The following is a 17,556-nucleotide window of genomic DNA, read 5'->3' on the forward strand; positions in this document are numbered from 1 at the left end:
GCCAACTTAGCAAACCGTACATTCAATCCTTTTGAGTGCCTTGCACAAAGCGCTGTGACGCCAATTCATCAAGCAACTTTTGCTCTTGTTTTTCCAGCTTGGCATGATGATCTTTTTCGATTTTTTGACATAATTTTTCCAGTGATTTATGCCGGACACGTTTTTCCAACCATTCTGCATGCGCTTTTTCGACCACCTCATCGAGTTGCCGAACCTGCTGGGTTTGTGAATGGATGGCATTGGTGACCTTGTCCAGAAACGCTTGCATGGTTTGAAGTTGCGTCACAGAAGTGTCTCGAGACTTGGTCAACTGACCGACATAATCCGTGTGATACTCCAATAAGGAGTCGAGCTGCATTTGATGTTCGTCCCGTTGACTGCGGACAGCCACGAACACATCTTGCGCTTTATCAAGCTCATCTTGTGCTAAATCGACTAAAATACGGAGCCTTTTAAGTTTTGACAGAGCCATAGGACAACCTTAAATACGATGGCGTATCAAAAGAGCGCTTCCAGTTTTTCAAGACTTTCCTTCACCGAAAAGGATTCGTCTATGCCTTGGGACAAGAAACCGTTCAATTGCGGGAACTTGTCGATGGCTTCGTCAATGGAAGCGTCGGTCCCCTTCCGGTAAGCCCCGATACTGATTAAGTCCTGATTCTGTTGATAAACCGAATAGACTTGTTTAAAGCGTCGTGCCAATCGAGTCTGTTGGGGTGAAACAATATCGATCATCACCCGGCTGATAGACGACTCAATATCAATTGCCGGATAACGACCCGAATCGGCAATTTGCCTGGATAACAGGATATGCCCATCCAACACCCCACGAGCCGAATCCACCACCGGATCGTTTTGATCATCCCCTTCAGCCAGAACCGTATAAATCGCCGTAATCGAACCGGAATGGGTTGAGCCGTTACCGGCACGCTCCACCAACTGCGGCAACTTGGCAAACACCGATGGTGGATACCCTTTACTGGCCGGCGGTTCGCCCACCGCCAAAGCAATTTCACGTTGCGCTTGAGCAAAACGAGTGAGGGAATCCATGAGCAAAAGAACATCTTTGCCTTGGTCGCGAAAATATTCGGCAATGGAAGTGGCCAGCATAGCACCATGCAACCGCATCAAAGGCGGATCATCCGCTGGTGTTGCCACCACAACGGAGCGTTTCAACCCTTCTTCCCCCAAGTTGTTACGCACAAAATCATTTACCTCTCGGCCACGCTCTCCGACCAGGCCAACCACCACTACCTCGGCATTGGTAAAGCGGGTCATCATACCAAGCAAGACACTTTTCCCAACCCCGGTGCCAGCCAACAATCCGACACGCTGCCCTTTACCAAGCGTCAATAAACCATTAATGGTTTTGATTCCAACGTCTAATGGTTCTTCAATTGGAGCGCGATGCAGAGGGTTTATTTTTTCGCCGCTCAAGGAAACTCGTTCTTCTGAAGCAATCGGCCCCTGGCCGTCTAGAGGGTTGCCGGCACCGTCGATCACCCGCCCCAGCATGGCTGCGCTCACCCCGACCTTAATCCCGCCAGAGACCGGAATAACTTTGGCATTGGGCTCCAACCCGTGTACCTTACCAATTGGCATCAGATAAAGGCGATCATTATTAAAACCAACCACTTCGGCTTCCACTGGGTCGCCGTATTTAGAGATGACTTGGCAACGCGAGCCAATGGGAGCATAGGTTCCAACCACTTCCAGCGTCATGCCAACCATGCGCACTAATTTGCCTTCGACTTTTAGATCCGGCTTATCAGGCAATTGCTCGGAAAATTCGGCAAATTTATGGTTAAGATATTGATTGAAGAGTTGCTTCATCATAACGGCAAACCCCTTATCCTCAAGAGGAAGATGATTCGCTGGCGTTTGGTGAAGCTAATGGCTGGCTGGCCTCTTTAGCGACTCTTTCCGAAGCCGCTTGAGCGCTTTCCAATAATTCACTCATACGGGGACGCCAATCGTTGACGATTAAGGAGGATCCTTGTTTGATTTTACAGCTACCAACAGCGACACTATCATCCGTTTGTAATCGCCATTTTTTCTGATGCGCTTGCTGATATTTCTGAATAATATCGGCGTCTTTGGGGTTTAAAATAACTTCCAACTGAACACTGTCATCTGGCAACTGACCAATCGCTTCTTGTACCGCTTCTAAAACCCAATCGTGACGCGACTGAACTTCTTCCCCGACTAAGGTTTCTGCCAAATCCAACGACAATTTGGCCAAGGACTCGAAGACACTTTGTGCAATCTGCTGATAGGGATCACTCATCGCCTCGACAAGGTTTTGCATGGATTTAACCTGTGCGGATAAGGCCGCATCGGCTTCCTTTTCGGCTTTTTCAAACGCTTCTTTTCGGCCGACTTCCAATCCTTCTTGGTAGCCGGCGTCATACCCTTCTTTTTGAGCCGATTCATAAGCCTCTTTTTTCAAAACCGAAGCTCGACGGAGGATTTCAGGACGAATTTCCTCGCGCAATTTTTCTTCAACATCAGAGCGAAGCTTTTGTTCTTTTTCGGCTTCTTCTTTTGCAAGATCCTGATATTGCCACGCTTTGATTTCCGGAGCTTCAACGTCATCGGCACGTAATAAAGTCGCAACCGGCAGAGCCTCTTCTTCCCCCGGAGCGTCTTTGGTCAACGGGGTGTCGTCAATGGCCATTTAGACGAACTCCTCGCCACCACCCGGCATCATAACCTTCTCTTCGTCGGCCAGACGGCGAACGGTTTGAATAATGGTTCTCTGCGCTTCTTCGACATCGCTGAGTTTGACTGGTCCGGTCATTTCCAATTCCTCTCTCAGCATCTCGGCTTGACGTTTGGACATGTTTTCCAGGAACAATTCCACCATCGTTTGATCGGCTCCCTTAAGCGCGATTTTAAGCACATCGGTTGGAACTTCGCCCAGAATGGTTTGAATGCCTCTCGGTTCGATGCCGCTGATGTCTTCGAATACGAACATTTTGTCTTGAATCGCTTTACTGATGTCTTCATGCTCAACCGCAATGTCGTCCAACACACGTGAATCCACACCGCCACCAACTAAGTTGAGGATTTCTGCCGCACGTTTTTCACCACCAATAGTCGCCAGTTTACCGCCTTCGCCGTCACTGGAAGCATGCTCTAACACTTCGTTCAAATCGAACAAAGCGCGCGGCTGAATTGTGGTCAGGGTGGCAATACGATAAATGACTTCCGACTGGAAACGTTCAGGAATCCCCGCCAGAATTTCCGCCGACAGATCGGGCTCAAAGTAAGACAATACGATGGCCACGACCTGTGGGTGTTCATTACGCAGCATATTGGAAATGGTTGATGGATGCATCCACTTCAAGGCTTCCAGCCCTTTTACTTGATCGCCCAGCATCGCGGCATCCATTAAGCCACCGCCGCCTTCACCCAAAGCATCCACCATCAAGGATTGAGCGTATTCGGTCGGGTTAATGCCCAATGCATCTTCACCCAATTCATCCATAAAGCTTTTCAGCACCACATGAATGTCGGAATGCGATACATCGGATACATCGGTCATGGCGGTACCAATCTGTTGTACCTCTCGCGGATTGAGGTGCGACAAAACTTTGGAAGCCGTTTCCTTGCCCAACGCCAGCAACAGAATCGAGGTCTTTTCCAAACCAGTCAAATTGTCATCACCAACTTCTTCGATTTCTGAATTCGCCATATTACTTTTCCTTCGTCATCCATTGCTTGATGATGTGAGCGGCCAGTTTCGGGTCCGCCGACACAATGGCTTTGACTTTCTCGAGCATCTCTTTTTCTTTCTCGGAGGTCTCATCATCCTCTTCTGCTTTCTGCTCGACTTCTTCATTCATCTGTTCAAGCGCACGTGAAATTTCGTCCGCATTTTCAAGCTTTTCTTCTTCCTCCGGAACATCTTCCGGATAATCCACCACCGTTTCTTCGCGTTTCGATAGGTCTTTCAACATTGGACGTATCACGCCGAAGATAATAATCAAAACGGCCAGGCCTGCTAATACTTGCTTCACCAGCGTCCAGAACCACGGTTCTTCCCAAATTTCCGGGGACGCAAAATCTTCTTGTTTTTCTTGAACAAACGACGCGTTGACAATGCTTAACGTATCGCCACGGGCTTCATCCAAGCCCACGGCATCACTCACCAACTGACGGTAACGCGCCAGTTCATCTTCGGTCAAGGGTGTACGCTGGGTATCGCCATTTTCGTCAAGCGTCAACTTATCATCCAACACAACGGCCACCGACAAACGTCGAATGCTTCCAACGGAGTTCTTGATATGACTCACCGTACGGTCCAATTCGTAATTCTTGGTGGTTTTCTCTTTGGAGTTTTTCAGATTCGGGTCTTTTTCCGGTTCATAGCCTTCTTCCGGTGCAATCCCGGCACGCGGAGGCTGATTGGTTAAAGCGCCCGGAATGCCCATCGGGCCTTCATTACGGTTAATTTCTTTAATTTCCTGCTCGGAACGAATGGCTTCCGGGTCCGGTTCATAATTTTCGCGCGTTTGTTCCTGCTGCGTAAAATCCAATTCCGCCGTAACCTGAGCCCGTACTTTGTGGTCGCCACCGGCAACCGGTGTCAATAAACGCACAATTCGGCGGGATAAGGTATCTTCCACTTGACGGGTATAACCAAGCTGCTTCAGGCTGACATTCATAATGCCGGAATGGGAATCACTGGTCAGCAAGTTCCCCTGCTGATCAACAACCGTTACGCCTTTAGGCTTCATATTCGGAATACTGGACGACACTAGATACACAATGGCATTAACCTGCTCTTCACCCAAAGAACGCCCCGGGTAAAGCTTCACCGTCACCGATGCTGTGGGTTCTTGCTGTTTCCGGACAAAAACCGATCGCTTTGGCATCCCCAAAAGAACACGAGCCGATTTCACTGCGTTAATACTGGAAACCGATTTCGCTAACTCCCCTTCCAGGGCTCGTTGGTACTGCGTGGTTTCTTTAAATTGAGAAATCCCGAACCCTTGGTCGATATCAAGCAATTGATAGCCGGTCGGCGCTTGTTTTGGATAACCTTGAGCCGCCAATTTCAAACGCAATGAATGCACCATCTCATTCGGCACCAAAATCGCGCCGGAGTTTTCTTCAATCTTATAGGGAACGTTTTCTTGGTCGAGGGTTTGAATAACCTCATTCATGTCTTTGGCATCCATGCTGCCAAAAAGAAGCGTATAGTTAGTGGATTGAGACCAAAGAATAATACCGACAGCCAGAGCCACACTGGCAGCCAAAGCAATGACCAAACTCACTTGTTTCGCGACGGAAAGCGACGTGAGGTTTTTAAGGAGAGGGGAACCTTCCGACGCCTTTTGCGAACTTAAACTAGGATCAAGAGTAGGTTGTTCAGCCATCGAAAAAATAGTCTCTTGTTACAAAAATGCTTAAATCGGCATGTTTTTAATATCTTTGTAAGCTTCAACCAGTTTGTTTCGAACCTGTGTCATTGCTTGAAAAGATAAACTCGCCTTTTGCGCTTGAACCATTACTTCGGTCAGATCAACGTCTTCGCCTTTCTCAAAAGCGGTTTTCATTGCAGAAGATTTATTCTGTTCTTCCGCAACCGAATTGACGGACTGCGACAGTAACTCGGCAAAATTCCCCGCCGCCTCGGCACCTTTTTCCGGTTGTTTAACCGGTTGCGACTGAGAGGCCGCTTCCGCCGCAAGGGAACGCATTTGCAACATTAAACTTTGAGTGTCTACCGAATTAGTCATGATTTCGTTAAAACTCCATTAAATCGAGGACTTTCGATAAAAATCCAACCGATATTTTTATGATTCAATTATGACACAATGAGCAATTGATATGCCAAAAATGTGTCAAATAAATAACACAACCTTCAACGCTTTAAAACTGGGGCCTTGAGGAACAAAATTCGCCCTTTGTTTACAAGCGGTGTAGCCTGAACCATATCGCCAATGTAACATGTTTCAGCAAGCTATAAAACATCCAAGCCCTGTTCTTTAAATCTGGCCAACTTATAACGCAAAGTACGTGGACTGATATTCAACGCCTCCGCTGTTTTTTGTCGGTGGCCGTTATTGGCTTTGAGTGTTTCCAAAATGATCTGCACTTCACGTTCTTTTAAATCCGTTGTACTGGTCATGGCTTCTTCAAGACCGCTAGATGCGGCGTTCAAACCATCTCCCGAACGATTCATTCCAGAGGGGTGAGCAACCGGCGGTGCATCCATTTCAAAAGTGTCATCAAAAAAAATGTCTTGCTTTTGAATGGTTTCGCCCGACATCATGACCAACGCACGCTGAATAACGTTATCCAACTCACGAATATTACCGGGCCACGGAAACTCAATCAGCGCTTTCAACGCGGGGGCCGACAACATCGGCTCAACTCGGCGACCACCGCAGTGACGCTGCAAAAGTCGTTCCGCAATGGCTGCGATGTCTTTCGGTCGACTCCGCAAGGGAGGAATGCGCATCGGAAACACATTCAACCGGTAAAACAAGTCTTCACGAAAGTCACCATCGGCGATAGCCTGTTTCATGTCGATATTGGAAGCGCTCAAGACTCGAACGTCTAATTTGATCATTTTCGAGCTACCGATACGCTCCACTTCACGCTCTTGCAGAACACGCAGTAACTTAGCCTGCAAATCCGGTTTCATCTCACCGATTTCATCCAAGAAGATGGTGCCGCCCTGCGCTAACTCAAATTTGCCGGGCATCGACTTCAACGCACCGGTAAAAGCCCCTTTTTCATAACCGAACAAGGTGGCTTCCAACATATTTTCAGGGATGGCGGCACAGTTAATCGCAATAAACGGTTGCTTATTGCGATTAGAGTGATTATGAATAAAACGCGCCAATACTTCCTTACCGGTTCCACTTTCACCGGTAATCAGAACCGTCGTGTCACTTTCCGCCACTTTTTGAGCCATCGCTTTTAATTGAATGGTGGTCGAATCCGCGACAACAAAGTCTTCTTCCGCCGATGCATCGCGGTAAAAATAGGCCCGGGCCTTTTCCACCAGAATATCCGCTTCAAACGGTTTCAAAATGTAATCAACCGCACCGGATTTCATGGCATCCACCGCTTGTTCGACCGTACCATAAGCGGTCATCAAGACAATTGGAAGATAGGGCTTAATAGCGCGAATACGCTTCATCAAGTCATAGCCATCCATACTGCCGTCCATACGAATATCGCTAAACACCATGGCAATTTCGTCATCCAGTGCGACCAGCGCTTCTTCAGCGGAGCTGACCGCCACAACCTCAAAGTCATTCAACTCAAGCGTGTCGACCAATGCTTCCTGCAATTTCAGGTCATCTTCCACCACAAGTATTTTCGCTAGAGTCATGCATCCTCTCCATTTGCTAATAACGGCAATCTTAGGCCGAAGACGGCTCCACGCCCTTTTACCGATTTCACCCAGGCTTCACCACCGTGTGCTTCGGCGACGGCTCTGACTACGGCCAATCCCAAGCCGGTGCCCTGCGCGCGGCTGGTAAAAAAAGGTTCAAAAATTTTCTCATTCATTTCTTCACTCAAGCCCGGCCCATTATCCGCAACCGTAATATCGACTTGATGGCGTTTTTCGTCCAGTGCCGCCGACACGTCAATTTCAGCGTGCTCGGAAACAATGTCAATAGCATTACTGACCAAATTTTCCAAGGCGGTCAACAACGCATCCTGATCGCCTAAAACCACCAGGCCTGGTGATTTTTCATGAAACCGAATCAAACTGTGTGACTGTTGAACTTTCGGCTCTACCGAGTGTTTCAACCCCTCTAAAAGCGCACTAATCTCAACCTTTTGGTCTTTGGCCTTACCACCTTTTGCATATTGCAGCATATCGTTTACCAGGGCTTCCAAATGACGTAAGCTGGTTAAAGTCTTGGCCACAAACTTTTCACGCTTATCGTCCCCCAGCTGTGCTGAGGACATTTGCGACACATACAAGAGCGCAGAAGCTAAAGGCGTACGAACTTGGTGAGCAAGAGAAGCCGCCATTTCGCCCATAGAACTCAAACGTTGGTGGCGGCTCATGTGTTGCTGTAAATCTCTCGCCGCCGTCACATCCTGAATCAACAAGATTTTGCCATTTAGATGCGCTCCGTGATCTTGAGACAAACTCAACGGTGATTCGGATAACTGATAACAATCTTGGTTGTGCGTGATCAATTCACCGGCATCGTTGGCAATCAAAAAAACATTGCGCACCACGACCTCCCAGTTGCGATCAATCGCATCGGCCCCCAGGATGGTTTCGGCCGCCGGATTCATATCAATAATACGGTCGTGCTCATCCAACACAATTACGCCGGCCGGCAATAAATTCAATAACTGCTTAAGACGCTCGCCAACACGGTGCTTTTCACGATTACTCTCGTCTAACTTGTGCTGAAGATCTTCAACCTCATGTTGCAAAGACTCATAAGCCAGAGTCAATTGTGAAGACGTCTGATTAAACAGTTCAAATGCTTCTTCCAGCTCGGCTAAACGCTTTTGCTCAACCGCATTATCCTTGGCTTCGTCCACAAAGAGCCCTTATCAGTTCAAGTTAAATTTGCGAATTTTTTCGACGAGTGTTGTTCGGTTCGTTTGTAACAGTTTAGCGGCTTGCGACACATTACCATCCGTTTGAACCAACGCTTTTTGAATCAGCTGCACTTCCATTTCCACCAAATACGACTTTAGGTCCAATCCTTCTTCCAAGTTAGGTGCCGCACTGGAAGCGGAAAAACTGTTTTCTTCAGAAGTACTCTCTGAAGGCTCAATCGAACCGGATTCCATTACAATTTCGGTTGCCGAGATTTGCCCTGTCTGCTCGCAGGAACCCGCATCTCTAGCTTCTTGCGCCAACTGAGACGAATCAATGCGAATCAAACTGGCATCTTCAGGGAGTTCAATTTGATACTTCACCGGCAAGTCGTCGTAATCGACGGTTAAATCGGGAAAAAGAATGGACAAGCGTTCCGATAAGTTCCCTAACTCTCGCACATTACCCGGCCACGAATAATGCTGCAAAGCGATCATCGCTTTTTCCGATAATTTAGGAATCTCGCGCCCCATTGCCTGGATTTTATCAAACATAAAGTCGAACAAATCCGGGATATCTTCCGGGCGCTCTCTCAAAGAAGGCATTTCAATCGGAAAAACGTTCAGGCGATAGAACAAGTCTTCACGAAAAGAGCCATCGGCAATGTTATCTTCCAAGTTTCTGTGCGTGGCCGCAATGACTCGAACATCACACTCAAAACTTTTATTACCGCCCACCCGTTCATAAATTCGTTCTTGCAGAACACGCAACAACTTCACTTGCATCGGCAATGGCATATCGCCAATTTCGTCAAGAAAAATCGTTCCTTTTTCCGCCATTTCAAAACGACCTTTTCGAGCCGTAATCGCGCCGGTAAAAGCCCCTTTTTCATGACCAAATAATTCGGATTCCAGCAGTTCACCCGGGATGGCACCGCAATTAATAGGTATAAATGATTGATTGGATCGATTGGAAACGGAGTGTAGGGTTTGGGCGACAACTTCTTTACCCGTTCCCGACTCCCCGAGAATGAGGACGGTTGCATCTGTCTTGGCAACCTGTTGAATGAGTTTTTTGACTTGTTGCATGGCTGGTCCGTTACCAACCAATGAGGATAAAAGTTCTTCTTTCATCTAGCCGCCATCTTATTTGGACATCTAAGGCTCTTTATATAAGTTTTTACCTAGGATGTCAAAAATTTGGCATTCTTTTTGCCAAATAACCGCCAGATTCGTAAAAAAACTATTTGAGAGCTTTGCATGAGTGAGGCGCGATAGAAAAATGAGATAAAATTTTTCTGAATTAGACGAAAAACGAAGCTAATAGCCAGCTATTAACGAGTTTTTCAACGACATTCAGGGAGATTTTAGCCATTTTTAGCCGTGCACCACCTCGTGCGAAGCTCTCTATTTCAAATACTGTTTGACCGCCTGTTTTTGCTGTCTTCCCGATGAGACTTGCGATTCTAATTCGTTCATTCTTTGTCGAATCAGAGAGCGAATTTCATCAACATCGTTCAAGAGTTGACGAATACTCGCCCCTTCAGGCTCATCTTGTGGCGAAGCCTGAATAACATCATCAACTTGGTGGCTCCAAGCAGAGTGACGCTCAATGAAAGCATCCCAATCGCCTTTTTGAGCCAAGTCGAGCAATAACTGTGATTCATGAAGACAATTTAAAAATGCAGGAGTCATATAAACCTCATTATGTGGCTTTTTTAACCATTTCAATTTGAGATTGACTGGCCATTTTAAAATTACTAGGCATCTGGTTCCAGGCGTCTTTCAGCTCGCGTGCCAAGCCAGCCACCTCATCCAACGTTTCAACCTGATTTTGTGAACTGGCTTCCAGCAAACGACGGTTCATATAAGAATACAAGGCTTCATAGTTTGAGGCCACTTCACCGCCATTATCCATGTCCAGATTCGAACGTAAAGACCCAATAATCATAATCGCTTTATTAAGCTTATTGGCCTTTAACTCAAAATCCTTACGCTCCATCGCGCCTTTGGCTAATGCCAAGTTATCCAGAATGCCATCGTATAACATGGCGACCAGTTTATGCGGAGTTGCGTCTTCCAACCCCGTTTGCAAGGATGTTTGCTGATATTGATCCAAAAACTTCTGTTTCATCATTGGATTCATTATTCTCATTCCCTATGTTATATCATTGTACTTCGTCATTGATAATACCCAGCTTAAACATAAAAGTGCCTAAGCCGAGCGATTGCACAATGATCAGTTATCATTATTATTTGTCACCAACATAGAAGCGAGTGACTGACGCGTTTGATCCATTTGAGAAATCAAGCTTTGAAGGGCACCAAATTGAATGCGATATTTCATTTCCAATTTTTCGTAGCGATCATCCACTTTTTCCTTTTCTGCTTCGACCTCATCTAAGCGGTCTTGATAATTCGAAATACGATTACCAACCACACCGGTCTCAGAATCCATTAACTCGTCAAACAAAATACCCAAACGATCCGCATAACCGCGGTTAAATTCTAAAGAGCCTCTGGCACCAGTCGTAGCGCCTTCAACTTTAAATTCCAATCCTCTCGGCGAACCATCTAAGATCGAATTAATGGTAACATCTTGCCCTTGGCCAACAAACGTATACAAAGTGCCATCGGTGTTTTCCAGATAACCCTGTACATCCTGCCCGGCCGTTTCCGCCGTCACACCAAGCCCCGACACACCAGAGGTTAAAAAATTACCGGAGACCAGCTCCAATTTGGAAGCCGACCCGTATTTTTCCGATGTCATCGTGTAACTTTGCGTGGCCGCATCATATTCAACCGCGACATGTCCGCCAGCGGACGAGACATTTGTATCATTATTAATCACCCGAGCAATTTCTTTCGCTAAATCATCTCGAGTATAGGTTCCCGCAGTCAACTGCAAATCAAGCGATGTGGCACCATCCACGCCAACCTTCAAAACGTTATTGGTACCGTCAATGGTAATGTCGCCTCCGGCACCAATTGAACCACCGGCAACTTGCGCTTGTGAAGCCGCCGTATTGATTGTCAAATCAAAGGTTCCTTCCACCGTTTCGTCCGTTGAACCAAGGTAGGAAACCTGATTGTCTGTCGCCGTTGCACTGGCCGCAAACAACTTCCCGACGGCTTCAGGATTATTGGCGATGGCGGTATTCAAACGAGCCGTATCCAAAGACAACGTACCATCCAAATTGGATTTGACTCCAATATCGGCTAACGATTGAACCGAGCCGGACAACCCTGGAATCGAATCAATCAACGCACTGCGAATACGACTTTTAACTTCTCTTAACGTCGAATCGCCATTAAGCACCCCCATGGTTTCGTCATCTTCACTGGTTTCATCTGAACCTAAGTTGTCGAAAATGCCTCCCAGGGAGTTATACAAATCAACGAAATCCTGAACCGCTTGACCCAAGCCTTCGGTATCATTCTGAATTTCAATGGTTTTAACGCTGCCAACATCGGAAGATTTTAAGTTTAAAGATACGCCTTCGATAACACCGTCAATTTGATTACCGGAGTTTGTTACGGTCAAACCGTTCACCACAATCGTCGCATCCTGAGCCGCTACCGTTTGATCCATATTGGCGGTGGCTAATCGTGACAGACCAGAGGCATCCGTATTATTTCCATCGGTATCGCCCGTGATGGAAACATCAATCGTATTACCGGCACCCGATTGAGCAGAAGAAAACATCAACTTATAGCCTGTTCCGACATTGACGACAGTCGCATTAACACCGATACCGGCATCATTCACGGCCTGCTGAATACCGGACAGGGTATTATTGGTGGCATCGATAGTGACATTACTCACCGCACCGCCCACATTAAAGCTCAAAGTACCTTCCCCAACAACACTGTTCGTAGAAGCAAACTCGGCCTGTGTCGCCAAAGTATGAGAAGAGGCTAAAGACTGAACTTCGACTTGATAAGAACCATTATTAGGGCTGCCCGTCACAGTCGCATCAATGACAGAAGGGTCGGACGAAAGCACTGATTTCTGCTGGAAATTACTGATATCCGTTAACGTCGTTATTTGCGACATAAAACCATCAAAGGCCAATCCTAAAGTATCGTAGCCTGTTAAACGGCTGTTATATCTGGTTTCATTGTTTTCAATAATGCTTCGTCTGGACGCGACATCGGCTTCTGCCAGTGTCTTGGACATATTTGCCACATCAAACGTGTTCGCACCCATCGAGTTGAGAATACTTACACCGATATCGTTTGCCATGATTTTTCTCCAGCCTAAAATTGGAATATCTATATTGTAACGCTATTTGTATTATTTTTTGGTTACTACAATTAGTAAATCGGCCGCCTAAAATAAAACTTTAATTCTATACGGCCACATCTCGCCACAGATTAAAAAGACACCTTTAAAACCTAAAGCATAACATAGGCCAGGATGGGTAAAATGGCAAAAAAAAACCCGGTAGGCGTACACCCCCGGGTTTGATGCTTAATTGCTTTTAAACTTATTGTAGCAAGGACAGCACATTTTGTGGAGCCTGATTAGCCTGTGCTAACATGCTTTGGCCCGCTTGCTGCAATACTTGCGTTCTTGCCAGTTCCGCACTCTCTTTCGCATAATCCGTATCTTCGATTCGGCTACGCGCGGCCGAGATGTTTTCATTCACATTCTGCAGGTTGGACACAGTGTATTCCATTCGGTTTTGCATCGCACCCCAACCGGCACGAATAGTAGCCACACTGTTCAAAGCCTGATCTACCTGAGACATCACGCCCAGCGCAGAAGCCGCTGTTTGTACCGTTCCGACCAGACCCAGCGAAGAAGCCGTCATGCGTTTCAAGGACACTTTCAACGTGTTCATCCCATTGGTTTCCCAACCGGCATGGATGGAAATGATATTCGCGGAAGCCATCAGTTTGACACCGTTGAATTTGGTGGTGGAAGCAATTCGAGCTATTTCCTGACGTAACTGCGACACCTCTACATTCATTTGTGCACGTTGTGAAGACGTGTAGGTTTCGTTGGCGGACTGAGTCGCCAACTCACGGATTCGATACAGCATATTCACTGTTTCTTCCGCCGCGCCGTCTGCGGTTTGTACCAAACCAATCCCGTCGTTGGTGTTGCGAATCGCCATGGTGGTACTTGTGATTTGCGCTGTCATACCAGTGACAACCGCTTTACCGGCTGCATCATCTGCAGTTTTGTTGATACGAAGACCGGAAGTCAAACGTTCCATTGCAGTGTTCATTTCAAAGCTTGAACGATCCAATAAACGTACTGCATTTTCTGAAGGGATATTTGTATTAATTACCATTGCCATGATAGTTCTCCTTGTGTGTACCTGTGTGTTTTAACTATTTGTTATTGCTTATTATCTTTACTATTGAGACCTTCTTCGTGGCCTTCAATACCTTTATCGGACCCAAATCAAATCTCTTTAGTTTTTTTTGTCTTTTTTTAAAAAAATGAGAGATTTGCACGAGATGAATGCACGGATAAAAACGGCTAAAATTTCCCTGAATGTCGTTGAAAAACTGGCAAATAGCTCGCTATTCGCTGCGTTTTCCGCCTAATTCAGAAAAATTTTATCTCATTTTTCTATCGCGCCCCACTCATGCAAATCTCTCAAAATATTTCAAAATTAGTAACAAAAAAAACGGCTTGCCCATTTCTGAACAAACCGTTAACACACAAGGGAGCTGTTATTATCACAAAGATAATCCAGCACCTTTATTTTACCTTAAAATCGACTCAATTACTTATTCCTCTTAGGTCGATCCGTATAACTTTAATCAATCATAAAGACTGTCCCCAGTAACATTTTTTCTCTCCCCCACAGAACCGGTTCTCATTCTATTCAACAAAAAACAGCTAAAAAAAACGGCATGCCATTACTGGTCACGCCGTTAACACACAAGGGAAACCCCTAAAAATTTTTATTTAAAATGTTTTATTTGATGATTTCTAATTGATATTGAGGTTATTATCAACGGACAAATCAACACGTCCTGTTCTCTACTATCTTAATAGCTTTAAAATGCTACCGTCTTCTGAAGCAGAGGATTGCGCTTTCATAAACTCACTCGCTCCGCCTCTCACGCAGTCTTTAATTCGAGCCATTAAACGCCTAACCTCTAGCCGCTCAAAAGATTGAATCTTGCTGGCTTCCTGTCTGCTGGAAGAAAGCAACGACAAAGAGAACGTTAAATCACTCCCTATTCGACGTGCATAGATTCCTTTGTTAAACCTGACACTTTTTGGGTCTATCACGATAGCTCTCCTCACCGATACAAAAGCCTTAAAGCCCATCTAAGTGGTATTATGTTTTGATTTAAAGGCTGTAGATACAGCCTTTAAATCAAAACATAATTGAAAATGCCCGAGAGGACAAAGCCCTCTCGGTTACTACCCTATTGATTACCGAAGTAAACTCAAAACGTTTTGCGGTTGCTGATTGGCTTGCGCCAACATACTTTGACCCGCTTGCTGCAATACTTGCGTTCTTGCCAGTTCCGCACTCTCTTTCGCATAATCCGTATCTTCGATTCGGCTACGCGCGGCCGAGATGTTTTCATTCACATTCTGCAGGTTGGAGATGGTGTATTCCATCCGGTTCTGCATCGCACCCCAACCGGCACGAATAGTGGCCACACTTTTCAAAGCCTGATCCACCTGAGACATCACGCCCAGCGCAGAAGCCGCTGTTTGTACCGTCCCGGTCACACCCAGCGAAGAAGCCGTCATGCGTTTCAAGGACACTTTCAACGTGTTCATCCCATTGGTTTCCCAACCGGCATGGATGGAAATGTTATTCGCGGAAGCCATCAGTTTGACACCGTTGAATTTGGTGGTCGAAGCCACCCGGTTGATTTCCTGACGTAACTGCGACACCTCTACATTCATTTGTGCACGTTGTGAAGACGTGTAGGTTTCGTTGGTGGACTGAGTGGCCAACTCACGGATTCGATACAGCATATTCACTGTTTCTTCCGCGGCACCGTCTGCGGTTTGTACCAGACCAATCCCGTCATTGGTGTTGCGAATCGCCATTTCAGTACTGGTGATTTGCGCTGTCATCCCTGTAACAACTGCTTTACCGGCCGCATCATCTGCGGTTTTGTTGATACGCAGACCGGAAGTCAAACGTTCCATTGCTGTGCTCATCTCATTGCTTGAACGATCCAATAAACGCACCGCGTTCTCGGAAGGGATGTTCGTATTAATTACCATTGCCATGATACTTTACTCCCATGTGTAGTCGAAATTAAAGGCCACCTTCCTTACCTTCTATTAAGCAAAGTTGGAAACCTCTGTGCTTCAATAGGGTTATCGGTATCTCACCTAAAAACTTGATGCTTTTTTACAAAAAAAATGACTTCCCCTTCAACAAATACGCTTTTTAAACAGCGCAAGGGGTCAAATATAACCTCCGGTTATAAAGGAATAAATGCTAAAAATAAAAAAGCGGATGTTAGGTTTCCCCTAACATCCGCTTTTTTAAGGCTTCGAGCAAAAAACAAGCCCCTAGCTAAACAATATCGCTGACTATATTTCCAGTTTTACTGTCTAGAGAAGCGCCTTTAGAAAGCTCAGCTTCTAAATATTCAACCAATCTACGAGAGACATCAAGAAATTCTTCTGAAGGAAATTGTTTTATCACTTCATTTGAATCACCATCGACCAACGAATAAATGTTGCGACCGGTAAGTTCATCTTTTTGGAAACGCATAAAGTTATCCAGATTCTCTAACATATTATTAATGTTATCAACCAATGCCTCCATGTCTTCATTCGATAAGACTTTAGGCACCTCTTGCGTTGCCGATTGAGAAACCCCTGACTTTAACGAATCCCGAGAAGCTTGCACTTCATCAGAAACGCTGAGCTTGTTCAAAGGAGTCGATGGTTCGGATGCTTTGGTATCCTCTGAACGAGACTGTACAACAGCACCTCCCTGCAACAGAGCTCTGATACTTAACATTTCATCATTAAGAGTATTCATGTCATACCCTCCCCTATCTATAAACAAGCCCAGTGAGCTAATTCAAAGTTTACACTAAGATTAACTCAACAGTGACAAAACGTTTTGCGGTTGCTGATTGGCTTGCGCCAACATACTTTGACCCGCTTGCTGCAATACTTGCGTTCTTGCCAGTTCCGCACTCTCTTTCGCATAATCCGTATCTTCGATTCGGCTACGCGCGGCCGAGATGTTTTCATTCACATTCTGCAGGTTGGAGATGGTGTATTCCATCCGGTTCTGCATCGCACCCCAACCGGCACGAATAGTGGCCACACTTTTCAAAGCCTGATCCACCTGAGACATCACGCCCAGCGCAGAAGCCGCTGTTTGTACCGTCCCGGTCACACCCAGCGAAGAAGCCGTCATGCGTTTCAAGGACACTTTCAACGTGTTCATCCCATTGGTTTCCCAACCGGCATGGATGGAAATGTTATTCGCGGAAGCCATCAGTTTGACACCGTTGAATTTGGTGGTCGAAGCCACCCGGTTGATTTCCTGACGTAACTGCGACACCTCTACATTCATTTGTGCACGTTGTGAAGACGTGTAGGTTTCGTTGGTGGACTGCGTGGCCAACTCACGGATTCGATACAGCATATTCACTGTTTCTTCCGCGGCACCGTCTGCGGTTTGTACCAGACCAACCCCGTCATTGGCATTACGAATGGCCATATCGGTACTGGTGATTTGCGCTGTCATGCCAGTGACCACCGCTTTACCGGCTGCGTCATCGGCTGTTTTGTTGATACGAAGACCTGAGGTCAAACGTTCCATTGCAGTATCCATCTGAGTACTTGAACGATCTAATAAACGTACCGCATTCTCCGATGGGATATTGGTGTTGATTACCATTGCCATGATCTTATCTCCTTTTACTATTACTTAATACGCGATTGTTATTATTTTTATAGCTTCATCAATCGTCAGAATCTTTCCCTTCACTGTTGGTAACGGCCGATTTTTATAAACCTTTAGAAAAAAAATACATTTTTTTTAATTTTTTTTTGGC

General features: G+C 46.1%; 16 protein-coding genes. All 16 read right to left on the minus strand.

The annotated features are described in order from the left end of the window. Positions 1 to 22 precede the first annotated feature (22 nt). On the minus strand, positions 23 to 472 hold the full coding sequence (gene fliJ, locus AC0KH7_RS07425) for a flagellar export protein FliJ (protein ID WP_472372137.1): 450 nt from the start codon (positions 470 to 472) through the stop codon (positions 23 to 25). Between the two features lie 26 nt (positions 473 to 498). Further along, complete coding sequence (fliI, locus tag AC0KH7_RS07430) at positions 499 to 1,836, minus strand: flagellar protein export ATPase FliI (protein ID WP_472372139.1); 1,338 nt, start codon at positions 1,834 to 1,836, stop codon at positions 499 to 501. 19 nt (positions 1,837 to 1,855) lie between these two features. Next, a complete protein-coding gene (locus AC0KH7_RS07435; RefSeq protein ID WP_472372141.1) occupies positions 1,856 to 2,677 on the minus strand; it encodes a FliH/SctL family protein in 822 nt (273 codons plus the stop codon). Continuing rightward, positions 2,678 to 3,697 carry a flagellar motor switch protein FliG gene (gene fliG, locus AC0KH7_RS07440; protein WP_472372143.1) on the minus strand — a complete coding sequence of 340 codons (1,020 nt, stop codon included), beginning with the start codon at positions 3,695 to 3,697 and terminating at the stop codon, positions 2,678 to 2,680. It abuts the gene before it with no gap. A 1-nt stretch (position 3,698) separates the two neighbouring features. After that, a complete protein-coding gene (gene fliF / locus AC0KH7_RS07445) occupies positions 3,699 to 5,384 on the minus strand; it encodes a flagellar basal-body MS-ring/collar protein FliF (protein WP_472372145.1) in 1,686 nt (561 codons plus the stop codon). Between the two features lie 30 nt (positions 5,385 to 5,414). Then, positions 5,415 to 5,747, minus strand: a complete 333-nt coding sequence (gene fliE, locus AC0KH7_RS07450; protein WP_068649139.1) for a flagellar hook-basal body complex protein FliE — start codon at positions 5,745 to 5,747, stop codon at positions 5,415 to 5,417. 224 nt (positions 5,748 to 5,971) lie between these two features. Then, the gene (locus AC0KH7_RS07455) at positions 5,972 to 7,354 is read right to left on the minus strand and encodes a sigma-54-dependent transcriptional regulator (RefSeq protein WP_472372147.1); all 1,383 of its coding nucleotides are present in this window, start codon (positions 7,352 to 7,354) and stop codon (positions 5,972 to 5,974) included. Continuing rightward, positions 7,351 to 8,535, minus strand: coding sequence for a sensor histidine kinase (locus AC0KH7_RS07460; protein WP_472372149.1), 1,185 nt, complete (start codon positions 8,533 to 8,535; stop codon positions 7,351 to 7,353). The genes AC0KH7_RS07455 and AC0KH7_RS07460 overlap by 4 nt, the downstream gene beginning before the upstream one ends. A gap of 12 nt (positions 8,536 to 8,547) precedes the next feature. Continuing rightward, on the minus strand, positions 8,548 to 9,669 hold the full coding sequence (locus AC0KH7_RS07465; RefSeq protein ID WP_472372151.1) for a sigma-54 interaction domain-containing protein: 1,122 nt from the start codon (positions 9,667 to 9,669) through the stop codon (positions 8,548 to 8,550). 273 nt (positions 9,670 to 9,942) lie between these two features. After that, positions 9,943 to 10,230 carry a flagellar protein FliT gene (locus tag AC0KH7_RS07470; protein ID WP_472372153.1) on the minus strand — a complete coding sequence of 96 codons (288 nt, stop codon included), beginning with the start codon at positions 10,228 to 10,230 and terminating at the stop codon, positions 9,943 to 9,945. A 10-nt stretch (positions 10,231 to 10,240) separates the two neighbouring features. Continuing rightward, positions 10,241 to 10,681: a flagellar export chaperone FliS gene (gene fliS, locus AC0KH7_RS07475; RefSeq protein WP_472372155.1), complete on the minus strand. Its 441-nt coding sequence runs from the start codon at positions 10,679 to 10,681 to the stop codon at positions 10,241 to 10,243. A gap of 93 nt (positions 10,682 to 10,774) precedes the next feature. Next, positions 10,775 to 12,781, minus strand: coding sequence for a flagellar filament capping protein FliD (fliD, locus tag AC0KH7_RS07480; protein ID WP_472372157.1), 2,007 nt, complete (start codon positions 12,779 to 12,781; stop codon positions 10,775 to 10,777). A 244-nt stretch (positions 12,782 to 13,025) separates the two neighbouring features. Continuing rightward, a complete protein-coding gene (locus AC0KH7_RS07485; protein WP_472372159.1) occupies positions 13,026 to 13,844 on the minus strand; it encodes a flagellin N-terminal helical domain-containing protein in 819 nt (272 codons plus the stop codon). A gap of 1,097 nt (positions 13,845 to 14,941) precedes the next feature. Continuing rightward, positions 14,942 to 15,760, minus strand: coding sequence for a flagellin N-terminal helical domain-containing protein (locus tag AC0KH7_RS07490; RefSeq protein WP_472372161.1), 819 nt, complete (start codon positions 15,758 to 15,760; stop codon positions 14,942 to 14,944). A 292-nt stretch (positions 15,761 to 16,052) separates the two neighbouring features. After that, positions 16,053 to 16,526, minus strand: a complete 474-nt coding sequence (locus AC0KH7_RS07495; RefSeq protein WP_472372163.1) for a flagellar protein FlaG — start codon at positions 16,524 to 16,526, stop codon at positions 16,053 to 16,055. 60 nt (positions 16,527 to 16,586) lie between these two features. Then, positions 16,587 to 17,405 carry a flagellin N-terminal helical domain-containing protein gene (locus AC0KH7_RS07500; protein WP_472372165.1) on the minus strand — a complete coding sequence of 273 codons (819 nt, stop codon included), beginning with the start codon at positions 17,403 to 17,405 and terminating at the stop codon, positions 16,587 to 16,589. Between the last annotated feature and the right edge of the window lie 151 nt (positions 17,406 to 17,556).

The organism is Hydrogenovibrio sp., assembly GCF_965140365.1.
Classification (GTDB): domain Bacteria; phylum Pseudomonadota; class Gammaproteobacteria; order Thiomicrospirales; family Thiomicrospiraceae; genus Hydrogenovibrio.